Source organism: Jeotgalibacillus terrae (genome assembly GCF_016908195.1).
GTDB classification, from domain to species: Bacteria; Bacillota; Bacilli; order Bacillales; family Jeotgalibacillaceae; genus Jeotgalibacillus; species Jeotgalibacillus terrae.
In genome coordinates, this window is record NZ_JAFBDK010000010.1 from 38,499 (window position 1) to 50,597 (window position 12,099).

Sequence of the window (12,099 nt, forward strand, 5' to 3'; positions counted from 1 at the left end):
CGCTTTCTTTATACATCGGAGGTAATATGGGTGACTGAACAAATGATCTACAGACGCCTTGGAAAAAGCGGACTGAAAGTGCCTGCGATTTCTATCGGCCTGTATCACAACTTTGGAGATGTAAATGATTATCAACATTCAAAAGACATCGTACTTAAAGCCTTTAACAGAGGTATTACACATTTTGACCTGGCCAATAACTATGGGCCGCCTCCAGGTAGTGCAGAAAAGAATTTTGGACGGCTGATGAAGGATGAACTGACTGCACATCGCGATCAGATGCTGATTTCTACAAAGGCAGGCTACCAGATGTGGGACGGCCCATATGGAGATGGAGGTTCAAGAAAGTACTTACTTTCAAGTCTTGATCAAAGTCTGAAGCGGATGAATCTTGATTATGTGGATATTTTTTATTCACATCGTTATGATGCTGAGACACCTTTAGAGGAAACGGCTTATGCATTGGATTCGGCGGTAAGACAGGGAAAAGCACTATATATTGGACTTTCAAATTATTCAGGAGAGACAACGCGACGAATGGCTGACATTTTTAAAGAGATGAGGACTCCTTTCGTTGTCAACCAGCCAAAATATTCCCTGATGGAAAGGTCTCCTGAGAATTCCCTATTCCCTGTACTACAGGAAAAAGGTTTAGGGTCCATTGTGTTTCAGCCGCTCAATCAGGGTTTGCTGACAGAGCGGTACCTGGCTCGTATACCTGAACGGTCACGAGTTACGAATCCAGCAGCTTCTCTGACGGAAAAAGATGTAACACATGAATATCTCAAGCAAGTCCGTGAACTGAAAGATCTGGCTGATAAAAGAGGACAGTCAGTGGCCCAGCTTGCCATTTCCTGGGTACTCAGAAGGCAAGAAGTGTCCTCTGCATTAATAGGAGTAAGCAATACTCAGCAGCTGGAGGAAAATATTGAAGCGATCCATATGAACAGTTTTGAAGAATGTGAAATTACAGCTTTGAAGCAGATATTTAATAGATAAAAACGTAATATGACTCAGTCAATGACAGGAGAAAAATATGATAAAAAATAAAACCTTCTTATTTGTTGGTGACAGTATTACAGAAAGCGGCCGCCAGCAGGATCCTGAGCATATTGGTAATGGATATGTGAGGATGATTAAAGATCAATTATTGACTGACTATCCTAACGACAGTTTTCAGGTTGTAAATAAGGGGGTCGGTGGCAATAGAATAACTGATCTGGATAACAGATGGGGCGAGGATGTGATTTCAGCTAAAGCTGACTATACAACCATCTCTATAGGCATAAACGATGTATGGAGGCAGCTGGATTCACCGGGCTTAGAACAGGTTACTCCAGAGAAGTTCGAACATATTTACAGAAAGTTATTAGAACGACTCATTCATTCAACTGAAACGTTAATCTTTTTGATGGAACCCTCAATCATCGAAGAGGATCCGTCATCAAAAGGTAATCAACTACTTAAAACATACGTTGAAATTGTGAAGAAGATGGCTGATGAATATCATGTGAATCTGGTCCCTGTTCACCAGTCATTTTTAAAAGAGATAGATAATGGAGGTGATCCTTTAACTACAGATGGTGTACATATGACAGATAGAGGAAATGTGGTTTTAGCGAAAGAATGGGTACAAAAATTTAAAACAATTGATTGAACTTATGAAGTCATATCTATTCAATATCTAAGTTCATCTACTGGAGGAGGATGTATATGAAAAGTAAAGTTGCTCTCGTGACAGGTGCTTCTAGAGGGATTGGAAAAAGCATGGCGATAAAGCTGGCAGAAGATGGTTTAAAGGTAGTGGTTAATTATAACAGTAATCGTGAAAAGGCCGAATCAATTGTTTATGATATTCAGCATTCTGGTGGAGAAGCAATCGCAATCCAGGCTGATGTGACAAGTGAAGATGATGTAAAAAAACTGGTTAGTCGTTCACAGGAAGCTTTTGGTCAGACGATTGATATACTTGTAAATAATGCGACAGGTCCACAGCCAGAGTTATCTCTGGAAAATGTATCCTGGGAAGATTATCTAGATCAGCTGCACTTTACAGCGAAAGCACCCTTACTTCTCTTAAAAGAAATTATGCCATCGATGAAGGAAAAACAGTGGGGAAGAGTGATTAATATCGGCAGTGAAGTGATTGAAATAGGCAATCCTGAATTTTCAAATTATGTTACAGCAAAATCCGCAGTTGTTGGAATGACCCGGTCATGGGCGAATGAATTAGGAACACATAATATTACTGTTAATGCTGTTCATCCCGGGTTCACTCCAGTTGAACGTCACGGTGAAGTAACAGAAGAAAACGCCAGGGGTTACCTCAAAGGTGTTCCTCTGAACCGACTGGGAAAACCTGATGATATTGCGAATATGGTTTGTTTTTTAGCAAGTGAAGAGGCAGGTTTTATAACAGGTCAAAATATTAATGTGAATGGTGGAAATACATTTGGGGTATAAATAGGATGATTTTAACAAAGGGCAGTTTGCTACACAACCAAACTGCCCTTTGTTTTAAATTGACTTCACCAGAGGCCGCTCCTGCAAATACAACCCCAGATCCGGACTAGGTCCCTTCGCAATTTCCTCTGCCACAAGCTTCGCCAGCACTTGCCCATACACCATGCCATTATCGCCAAATGCAAATATAAAATAGCATCCCGGAAACTCTTCATATTTTCCGACCACTGGCACCCCATCGACAATCCCGCCGTAAGAAGAAGCCAGATAATATTCAGGCTCTACACTGATAGTAGGAAACAGTTTATTAAATTCCTCAATCAGTTGATATTTTTTATGAGTTAATTTACTTTTTCTGTCTCTTTCTTCATTTGTGTTTTCATCCAGACCGCCAATGATCACCCGGTTGTCTTTTGTAGTACGAAGATATAAATAAGGACGCGCGGTTTCCCAGAGGATTGTCCGGTTATACCATTCTGACAGATCTTCAACAGGATTTGTGGTAACGGTAAAGGTACTTTCAAAAGAAGCTTTTTTCTCATTTTTAATATCCATGCCTTCATATCCCGTGGCAAAAATTACGTGCCGTGCCTCTATTGTAGAGCCGTTCTTTGTGGTCACAATCATATTGCCGGTTCCCTGATCAAAGTGCTGGCCATTCATTTCAGTGCGTTCATATACACGCACACCTTGTGAGACTGCCTCTTCAAATAACGCATGGGTATAGATGAATGGGTTAATTTCCGCATCGTTGTAAGAATAAATCGCAGCTTCCCGTCTAAAAGGATACTTTGATTCAATCTCCTCTTTTTCTAAAAAAGTCACTTCACAATCATGCTGCTTTAAATAATCATATTCCTTTCTCAGCTTGTCCACGTCTTCAGGGCAGCTTGCGGAATAGAGGGTATCTCTTCTGGTGAATTCACAATCAATCGTACTGCTTTTTGCTGCTGATTCAATGTCATCAATCGCTTTTTTTAATAGCTGCAAATGCCTTGCGATGTAGGCTTCACCAAATGTATTTACCAGGCTGGTAAACATCTTTTCACCGGAATATTGAAGGATCGCAGTATTTGTGACTGTACTGCCACTGGCGATCGTTGATTTTTCAATCACAATGACATCCAGATCATGTTCAGCAAGGTAATATGCGCACTGAGCGCCGGAGCTGCCCCCGCCAACAATCAACACATAACAGGACAGGTCTGTTTCTAATGCCGGATAAGCCGGAGCATCAGGAAAGGTGGTCGGCCAGTAATAGGTACCGGTTTGACGTTTCATATGGAGCCTCCTAAAAAGTATGTTAGATAGCATTATTATGTCCGGCTTTTCGCTGGGTATGCTGGAGCGCAGTTTGGGTCTGACCCAGACTGCACTTCCTTACCCTCTGGCCAGCCCTCTTTCAAATGCGGCCAAATGATTCAAAGAAGCATTGCGCAGCTGGGAGAAGACAAAACTAACATCAATTGGAATGTTAAATGCCAGGAATCGGTCGTACATCGCTATATTATCGATCTCCCCTTGAACGCCTGATGCGAATGCAGCTTTCAGACTGACAGGGGTTGTAATGAAATTTTGGGATTCGTCTATTGGTAAGGGTATCTGATACCGTTCAAAAAGTGGCAACAGCGCCATAATATGTCTCACTTCAGCTGCTCGGATTTGCTCAAACGTTCTTATATTGCCAAAAGTCTCAATCACGTTATTGTATCTTGCCTGCGCCAGATACTCATCCTGCAAAGCATAAGTCAGCATTTGAGGTAAGGTCAGGGAAGCAGCGTTCAGCGCAGCTATCGCACCGTAGTTTTCGGTTTGTCTAAGCATGGGTGCTGTCTTTTGGAGATCCGGGGTCATCTGGTAGAAGTCGTGAGGATACTGGACATGATAGGGTTGGTGGCCATACATAAAAATCCCTCCTCCATTTCAGTTTATTTAACTTATGATGAAAAACAATGTGATGCAGCTTGTATGGTTTATTTTGCAAATGGGTCTGTAGAGGCGACGAATCGGTAAAATTTTTTTGCGGAACTCACAAATTAAATCAGTGCCGTTCTATAAGCAATGAAAACGGATTCCTGAATGTGGAAAACTGATTGCAATTGGCAAACTGTTGAAAAATCTGGTTGACAGAAGGGGCGATGTCCAATACGATCGTACATATCAAAAAACTAAATAACTTATCCAGAGAGACTGAGGGACAGGCCCGATGACGTCCAGCAACCATCATGTTTATGAGAGGTGCTAATTCCTGCAGAATGATGTCATTCTGAGAGATAAGAAGCAGATTAAAACCTCTTTCTTATTGGAAGTGGTTTTTTTGTGTTTTTCAGGAGATATCACTTCAATTTTCATATCGAAAGGGGCGCAATGACTTTCGCAAAAAGAAGACTGTTTTTTAGGGATGAACCATCATTTGAACTGACATTACCTGTATAAAAGGAGCGTACATAATGAAAAAACATCAACCTTTATTTTTATCACTATTTTTACTAACCGGGGCCGTTGTATTAAGCGGCTGTTCTTCAGAGGAGACCACGGCGGCAAACGGTGATGAGGTCATTATCGTCGGGACACAGAATGATTATCCGCCATTTGCATTTGCAGATGACAATAATGAGCTGACAGGCTATGACGTTGATGTGGTGAAAGCCATCGATGAAGAGCTGGATGGTTATACATTCGAGTTCACTGCGGTTCCGTGGGACAGTATGTTTCTTTCGCTTGAATCCAATAAAATTCAGGCGGTTGCTGATCAAGTAGCCAAAACACCTGAGCGTGAGGAGAAGTATTTATTTACAGATGAGTCCTACTTTGCAGCTGAAACAGTCATTGCGGTGAAGGAAGGCAGAGAGGATATTCAGACCATTGAGGATCTTGAAGGAAAGAAGGTTGGTGCGCTCGCGGGTGATTCCTATACGCTGCTGCTTGAAGAGTATAACGAGACTGCAGATACTCCGATTGAGTTAACGTACAGTGAAAGCGGAACGCCTGCTGAGATTTTACAGGATGTACAGAATGAACGCGTGGATGCGTATGTGAATGACCCGATTATGATGAATGCTGTACTTGAGAAAAATGAACTTGGCGTTGAGATCGTCGGACAGTCTCTTGTGAATGATCAGATGGGCATTGTGCTGAAGCACGGGGAAAAAGGCGAGGAGTTTAAGGCGTTAATTGACCCGATTCTAAAGCAACTGAAGCAGGATGGTACATTAGCTGAACTGTCACAGAAATGGACAGGCGGAGAATACATTCCTGAATAAGCGTCCGGAGGGTACGAGAGAATGGAAAATTTACTGGATATCAGCTTTATCATAGAGAGCTTTCCCACGATTTTGTCGCGTCTGCCCATTACGATTGGCATCGCAGTGGGCTCTATGGTGATCAGCCTGTTCATCGGGCTTGCGACGGCATTAATTAAAATTTATAAGGTGCCTGTATTGAGCGTTATTACATCAATCTATGTCTCGTTTATCAGGGGAACGCCTTTACTCGTTCAGATCTACCTTGTGTTTTACGGGATACCGAAAGTGATCTATTACCTGCAGATTGAATACGGTGTGCTTTTATCGGCAGATGTGAACAGTATATCACCTGAGATGTACGCGTTAATGGCGTTTTCAATCAACCTGGGAGCTTACCTGTCAGAGACAATCCGCTCTGCAATTGAATCGGTTGATCGCGGGCAGTTTGAAGCGGCGAAAGCAATCGGAATGAGCCCGGTGCAGATGATGACGAAAATCATTTTCCCGCAGGCTTTGACAGTTGCGATTCCTAACCTTGGAAATATGTTCATCAGCACGATTAAGGATACGTCCCTTGTATTCATTATTGGTGTCGTGGACGTGATGGGACAGGCGAAAATTCTCGGATCACGCGGTCTGGCATTTTTTGAAGTGTATATCGCGGTATCAATTGTCTACTGGATTCTTTGTATCGTTGTCGAACGGCTGCTGGTCAGACTTGAAAAGCGGGCCCGCAGATATGAAAGAGGGATTGCGTGATGATTAAACTTGAGAACATTCATAAGTATTACGATAGTCAGCATGTGCTGAAAGGAATAGATTTGAACATTCATGAAGGAGAGGTTGTATCGATTTTAGGGCCGAGCGGTTCAGGGAAGTCAACACTTCTGAGGTGTATCAACTTTCTCGAGCAGCCGACGAGCGGAACTGTTGAGCTTGATAGTAAAAAAGTGAACGCTGAATCAGCAGGGAAGTCCGAAGTTCTGGCTTTAAGAACGGCAACCGGAATGGTTTTTCAGCAGTATAACCTGTTTAAAAACCTGACTGTGCTGCAAAACGTGATGGTCGGCTTAACAAGTGTGAAACAATTGAAAAAGGAGCAGGCGAAAGAAACAAGTCTTGAAATCCTTGAAAAAGTCGGGCTATCCAACCGGCTCGATCATTATCCTGCACAGCTTTCAGGCGGTCAGCAGCAGCGGGTCGGCATTGCACGGGCGATGGCCCTGAATCCAAAGGTTTTATTATTTGATGAGCCAACCTCTTCGCTCGACCCGGAGCTCGTGGACGGTGTGCTTGCCACGATTAAGAGTGTGGCTGAAGAAGGGAAAACAATGCTCATTGTGACTCATGAGCTGCAGTTTGCGCGTGAAATCTCTGACAGGGTGGTCTTTATGGAGGATGGTCTGATTGTAGAAGAAGGAATGCCTGATCAGATGTTCAATTATGCGAAAATGGAAAGAACGAACCAATTTTTAAAAAGATCAAAGCGGTCAGAGGAATAGATCTGGCGATAGAAAGGATGGTTTGGCGTGAACCCGATTGAACATATATTGAAAGACTATCCCATCATCATTCTTGATGGTGCTCTTGCAACAGAGCTTGAGGGCTATGGGTGTGATTTGAATGATCAGCTGTGGTCAGCAAAAATTCTGATGGAAAATCCGGAGCTGATTAAAAAAGTTCACCTTGATTATTTTGAAGCAGGCGCAGACTGTGCGATCACAGCCAGCTATCAGGCAACGATTGAAGGGTACCAGCGAAGGGGACTTTCCAAGGAGGAAGCCATCGATCTGATTATGAAGTCAGTGCAGCTTGCAGCAGATGCGCGCGATGAATTCTGGGCCGGGCAGCCGGACCGTCCAAAGCCTTTAGTCGCAGCCTCAGTCGGTCCATATGGCGCTTATCTGTCAGACGGATCAGAATACCGTGGTAATTATGCTGCAGGCTTTGATGAACTGGTTGCCTTTCACAAAGACAGAATCAAAGTGTTAGTTGAAGCAGGTGCTGATCTGTTAGCGTGCGAAACGATTCCGTGTCTTGAGGAAGCGAAAGCGATCGTTGAGGTATTGAAGGAATTCCCTGATGTGACTGCATGGGTCAGCTTCAGCGCGAAGGATCACTTACATATCAGCGACGGTGAAAAAATAGCTGACTGTGCGAAGTGGCTGAATGATCAGGGCCAGGTGGTGGCAGTCGGCATTAACTGCTCAGCACCGGAGACGATTGAGTCCCTGATTAAAGAAGTAAAAACCTGGACGGACAAACCGGTAATTGTGTACCCGAACTCAGGTGAAGAGTATGATGCAGTGACTAAGGTGTGGGGCGGAGAATCCTCGTCACATCAGTTTGCAGAGGATGCAAAGAAGTGGCATCAAGCAGGTGCGCAGATCATTGGCGGCTGCTGCCGAACTACACCTGAGGATATTAGAGTGATTGCTGCATGGGCACGCAAATAACATAGTGAGTAGAGATCAGGCAGATGAATGTGATGCCTGATCTTTTTTATTAAATGATGTGATTGATCGTTTTGAAAAGATGAATCGCAGGAATGATACAATTAACTATAGTATCTAATCATTTACATATTGAGGTGAACCAAATGGAAACTGTCTATTTTGCAGGAGGCTGCCTTTGGGGTGTGCAGGCATTTATCAAAACGCTGCCCGGCGTGACTTCAACTGAGGCGGGAAGAGCGAACGGATCAACGGGTACACTTGATGGTGACTACGACGGGTTTGCGGAATGCGTAAAAACTGAGTTTGATCCAGAGGTCGTCACGATGGAACAACTGATGGGCTACTTTTTTGAAATCATTGATCCGTATAGTGTGAACAAACAGGGGATTGATGTTGGCGAGAAATACAGAACAGGTGTATATAGTGAAGATCCACGGCATCTCGTAGTGGCGCGGACATTTATCAAAAAGAGAGATGATGCTGGCCGTATTGCGGTTGAAGTACTGCCGCTCACGAATTATGTTCGGAGTGCAGAGGAGCATCAGGACCGGCTCGATAAGTGTCCGGATGATTATTGTCATATTTCCGATGAGCTGTTGAATAAATACCGGGAACGAGTAGATCAGTAAAGAAGTAAAAGGAAGTGGGGAAAACGATATGAAGCAACGGTACTTGGGAACCACAGGAATTCAGGTGTCAGAGGTGGGATTTGGCGCGTGGCAGTTAGGGAATGAAAAAGATTGGGGCAGCATGACGGATGCTGCAGCGATTCATTTAGTAAGTGAGGCAATGGATGCCGGATGTAACTTTTTTGATACCGCACCTAACTATGGTTCGGGGAAAAGTGAAGAACTGCTTGGAAAAGCTTTTAAAGGAAAAAGGGATCAGGTGATCATCAGCAGTAAATGCGGCCACCACCAGAACGGGGAACAAAGCTTTGATCCTGACAAGCTGATCGAATCAGTGGAAGGCAGTCTGCAGCGTTTACAGACAGACTATCTTGACAGCCTGTTGCTTCATAACCCGCCATTTTCAAGTCTCGATGGTGATAGCCCGCAGTTTGAAGTGCTGAAAAAATTGAAAAGTCAGGGGAAAATCAGAGCGTACGGGGCTTCCGTGGATACAGGAAAAGAGATGTATGAGCTGTTGAACAAAACGGATAGTCAGGTAATTGAAGTGATGTTTAATCTTTTTCATCAGGAGCCTGCTGACGCGATGAAATCGGCTGCGGGTAAAGGTGTAGGCGTGATTACCAAGGTTCCACTTGATTCAGGGTGGCTGAGTGGTAAATATAATACCGGCAGCACGTTCAGTGGCATCAGAAGCAGATGGAGCGCTGATGAGATTGAGCAAAGAGGAAAGCTGGTCGAACAGGTCCGGACAATTTTAGGTGAAGATGTTTCTATGGCACAGGCTGCACTGCAGTTTATTCTGTCTCATACAGAAGTCTCCACCATCATTCCCGGAGCAAAAGATATTCAGCAATTCAATCAGAATCGTTCTGCTTCAGAAGGCCGCTTATCACCGGAAATCATCAGTGAATTAAAGGTTTTTTGGAGAAGAGAGGTCAGGAATGCTGATCTTCCGTGGTAATGGTGTTTGAAGCCTTTGTGACAAGAACTATATCTAAAGGATATTAGTTGTGCAAAATCACCCGCCGCTTTATGCTTTAGATAGAAGGTGTCTTTACCTGTAAATATGGAACACCTCAAAAAGGGAGGATGCTCAATGTTTAAGAAAATTCTTAAAGGCATTTCCAAAGAACTGAAAAAGCGTGGCAGCAGCAGTGGACGCAGAAGGCATTACCGTCACGGTTCAAGCAGCGGGAAGAGGCGCGGCTATCGCGGGAGCAGCAGTAGCAGCCGGCGCGGACGCAACCCGTATGGTGGTTCAGGCCGTTACAAAAACAATAGACATTATTCCAGCAGCTGATCATCACATCAGCTGAAAGAGACTCCACTCTGCTCTGCAAAGTGGAGTTTTTTCATGTCTATCAGGTAAGCTGGCTGATCGCCTTTTCTAGATCAGACTGAATCTCTTCACATTGCTGGTACGGTTCGGTTATATTCAGCAGCCGTTTCAGCAGCAGTGTTGTTTGTGGGTGGAGGCTGAGCTCTTCAGTCCAGGAGCCTCTCTTTTTTATTTTGCCGTCATAAGAGGAGTAAAGAAGAAAAAGCAGAAAATCGCCTACGTCAAAAAAATCATCCTGAGCAAGCAGTGCCTGCTGCTTTTTCAGCCTCTTATCTGTATGGAGATTGCTGGCGAGGCCAAAATCGATCAGGTAGAGGTGGCTGTGATGAAGTAGTACATTCGGAATTCTGATATCGCCATGGTACACGCCCTGCTGGTGTATATAACAAACGATTCCGGTCAGCTTGCGAACGATTTCCAGACATTCTTTCTCTGTATACTGCTGTCCTGTTGCGAATAATGTATCCTCTACATTTTTTCCCTCAACAAATTCCATTGAAAAGAACTGTTTATCCTCAAATGAAAAAGTTTCGATGAGTGCGGGGATCCCCGGATGACTCAGCTGCTGCAGGATCGTAGTCTCCTGGTGGTAATTCTCTGTGTTTTCTTTTCCCTTGCTTTTACGCATCTGTTTGACAACGCATTGTGTGCCGGTGTGCAGGTCCTCACACAAATAAATGATTCCGTAGCTTCCATTCTGCAGTACCTTTTCAATTTTATATCGGTCAGCCAGAACTTCATTGATCAAATATTGATGGTCCATGATTTTCTGACGTGCTTTTTTGATTAACCAGTGTACAGTTTCCATGCGCACCTCTATGTTTTTGCGATTTTGTATCTATCATATCAGACCCCGTGAGAACGATGAACTGACATCCGTTTATATCCAGGTATCCTTCATAAAAGGAGGTTAAATGGTATAATCAGGTATAGTATTTAAAAATTCTTATAAAACAGGAGATAAAGACATTTTATATATAAACTTCAGGAGGATGACGCATGAAGCATCATTTAGAATCCCGCTGGAAATATAGCTGGTATGCTCTATTGTCCTTCACAGGTGTTGCAATTGGCATGCAGATCACTGTTCCTGGTGATTTTAATTACTTATTAGGCGCACTGGCTGTGGCAGTGGTTATCTTTGTGATCAATACGATTATTGTGCTTTTCAGAATGCTGCTCGACAGGGTTAAGAAGCATGAGGCATGAAGTGTAAGTTATTTAATAAGCCATTTTTTCCAAAGTCATAACGTTTAAAATCAATTACCCGGGAGGCTCACAAATGAACTTATTATGGTGGATCACAATTGCTTTTTTTATGATTGGATTGATTGTTCTCCTAGCTGCTTCAAGATCTGTCAAAGCTAGGCTTGCGTACGTGAAAAATAACCCTGATGCCGATCCGGCTGCGGTAAAACCGGTGATTTGGTACATTAGGGCAACGACTATTTGGGGAGTCATCAGTATTGGGCTTGTTGTGTCCTGTTTTTCAATTTATACATAGAAATAATCAGATTGACATGCGTTTTCCTGTTTTGGAACTTTAAAGTTTACCAGCCCGACCGACATCAACCTTACGGACATATGCAGAAAATTGAAACTATTTTACAGTTTTTTTCTTATACGTATGATATAAGGGGTTGGTGAAACTGAAAAAATTATTGTTATGGTCTATTGTTACTGCAGTATTGATCGGGATCGTCGTATGGATTGGAAGTTTAATCATCCCTTACTCGTATGTTGAGTGGAGCTTCTTCATCGGAGTAGGACTGACAGCTGTATTATTGTTTTTCAGCAGTAGCGGGGGCTTTTTATCGGGAGGACTTACCTTCGAAGCCAGTCAGGCAGTTGGAAGAGTAGAGAAAAATGAAGGGTTTAAAGCCTACATAGGGGTATTGTTCTATGGAGCTTCTCTCTATACAGTCGTTAGCCTGGTGATGACGATTGCCATTTACATTTAAAGT

Annotated in this window: 16 protein-coding genes and 1 riboswitch; of the genes, 13 read left to right on the forward strand and 3 right to left on the reverse strand. The window is 43.3% G+C overall.

Features of this window, described 5'->3' with window-relative positions:
- The first annotated feature begins 42 nt into the window (after positions 1-42).
- Genes JOD21_RS11460 through JOD21_RS11470 form a run of 3 tightly spaced genes read left to right on the forward strand, consistent with a single transcriptional unit; the run spans position 43 to position 2,463 of the window.
- A complete protein-coding gene (locus tag JOD21_RS11460; RefSeq protein WP_204729829.1) occupies positions 43-999 on the forward strand; it encodes an aldo/keto reductase in 957 nt (318 codons plus the stop codon).
- A gap of 37 nt (positions 1,000-1,036) precedes the next feature.
- On the forward strand, positions 1,037-1,657 hold the full coding sequence (locus JOD21_RS11465) for an SGNH/GDSL hydrolase family protein (RefSeq protein ID WP_204729751.1): 621 nt from the start codon (positions 1,037-1,039) through the stop codon (positions 1,655-1,657).
- Positions 1,658-1,713: 56 nt separating this feature from the next.
- The gene (locus JOD21_RS11470) at positions 1,714-2,463 is read left to right on the forward strand and encodes an SDR family NAD(P)-dependent oxidoreductase (RefSeq protein WP_239581559.1); all 750 of its coding nucleotides are present in this window, start codon (positions 1,714-1,716) and stop codon (positions 2,461-2,463) included.
- Positions 2,464-2,517: 54 nt separating this feature from the next.
- Here the strand turns inward: JOD21_RS11470 and JOD21_RS11475 are convergent, their stop codons facing one another.
- Entirely contained in the window at positions 2,518-3,744 is a 1,227-nt protein-coding gene (locus tag JOD21_RS11475; protein WP_204729753.1) for an NAD(P)/FAD-dependent oxidoreductase, read from the reverse strand.
- Positions 3,745-3,843: 99 nt separating this feature from the next.
- A complete protein-coding gene (locus JOD21_RS11480) occupies positions 3,844-4,368 on the reverse strand; it encodes a hypothetical protein (protein WP_380269648.1) in 525 nt (174 codons plus the stop codon).
- Positions 4,369-4,637: 269 nt separating this feature from the next.
- Positions 4,638-4,743, forward strand: a riboswitch (SAM riboswitch).
- A 170-nt stretch (positions 4,744-4,913) separates the two neighbouring features.
- On the opposite strand from JOD21_RS11480, the gene JOD21_RS11485 reads away from it, so the two are divergent.
- The 7 genes from JOD21_RS11485 (at position 4,914) to JOD21_RS11515 (ending at position 10,096) form a co-directional block, all read left to right on the forward strand.
- Entirely contained in the window at positions 4,914-5,726 is an 813-nt protein-coding gene (locus JOD21_RS11485) for a transporter substrate-binding domain-containing protein (protein WP_204729754.1), read from the forward strand.
- Positions 5,727-5,747: 21 nt separating this feature from the next.
- On the forward strand, positions 5,748-6,467 hold the full coding sequence (locus JOD21_RS11490) for an amino acid ABC transporter permease (protein ID WP_204729755.1): 720 nt from the start codon (positions 5,748-5,750) through the stop codon (positions 6,465-6,467).
- Positions 6,467-7,210, forward strand: a complete 744-nt coding sequence (locus JOD21_RS11495; RefSeq protein WP_204729756.1) for an amino acid ABC transporter ATP-binding protein — start codon at positions 6,467-6,469, stop codon at positions 7,208-7,210. Before JOD21_RS11490 ends, JOD21_RS11495 begins: the two co-directional genes overlap by 1 nt.
- A gap of 27 nt (positions 7,211-7,237) precedes the next feature.
- The gene (gene mmuM, locus JOD21_RS11500) at positions 7,238-8,164 is read left to right on the forward strand and encodes a homocysteine S-methyltransferase (protein WP_204729757.1); all 927 of its coding nucleotides are present in this window, start codon (positions 7,238-7,240) and stop codon (positions 8,162-8,164) included.
- 143 nt (positions 8,165-8,307) lie between these two features.
- Positions 8,308-8,793, forward strand: coding sequence for a peptide-methionine (S)-S-oxide reductase (locus JOD21_RS11505; protein WP_204729758.1), 486 nt, complete (start codon positions 8,308-8,310; stop codon positions 8,791-8,793).
- A gap of 28 nt (positions 8,794-8,821) precedes the next feature.
- Positions 8,822-9,757, forward strand: coding sequence for an aldo/keto reductase (locus JOD21_RS11510; RefSeq protein ID WP_204729759.1), 936 nt, complete (start codon positions 8,822-8,824; stop codon positions 9,755-9,757).
- A 135-nt stretch (positions 9,758-9,892) separates the two neighbouring features.
- Complete coding sequence (locus JOD21_RS11515; RefSeq protein ID WP_204729760.1) at positions 9,893-10,096, forward strand: hypothetical protein; 204 nt, start codon at positions 9,893-9,895, stop codon at positions 10,094-10,096.
- A 61-nt stretch (positions 10,097-10,157) separates the two neighbouring features.
- Here JOD21_RS11515 and JOD21_RS11520 read toward each other — a convergent pair whose 3' ends face one another.
- Complete coding sequence (locus tag JOD21_RS11520; RefSeq protein ID WP_204729761.1) at positions 10,158-10,943, reverse strand: serine/threonine protein kinase; 786 nt, start codon at positions 10,941-10,943, stop codon at positions 10,158-10,160.
- A 191-nt stretch (positions 10,944-11,134) separates the two neighbouring features.
- Between JOD21_RS11520 and JOD21_RS11525 the strand changes: the two genes are divergently transcribed.
- From JOD21_RS11525 to JOD21_RS11535, 3 genes are all read left to right on the forward strand, one after another.
- Positions 11,135-11,344: a hypothetical protein gene (locus JOD21_RS11525; protein ID WP_204729762.1), complete on the forward strand. Its 210-nt coding sequence runs from the start codon at positions 11,135-11,137 to the stop codon at positions 11,342-11,344.
- A 73-nt stretch (positions 11,345-11,417) separates the two neighbouring features.
- Complete coding sequence (locus JOD21_RS11530; protein ID WP_204729763.1) at positions 11,418-11,639, forward strand: hypothetical protein; 222 nt, start codon at positions 11,418-11,420, stop codon at positions 11,637-11,639.
- A 139-nt stretch (positions 11,640-11,778) separates the two neighbouring features.
- Positions 11,779-12,096, forward strand: coding sequence for a hypothetical protein (locus tag JOD21_RS11535; protein ID WP_204729764.1), 318 nt, complete (start codon positions 11,779-11,781; stop codon positions 12,094-12,096).
- Positions 12,097-12,099: the final 3 nt, after the last annotated feature.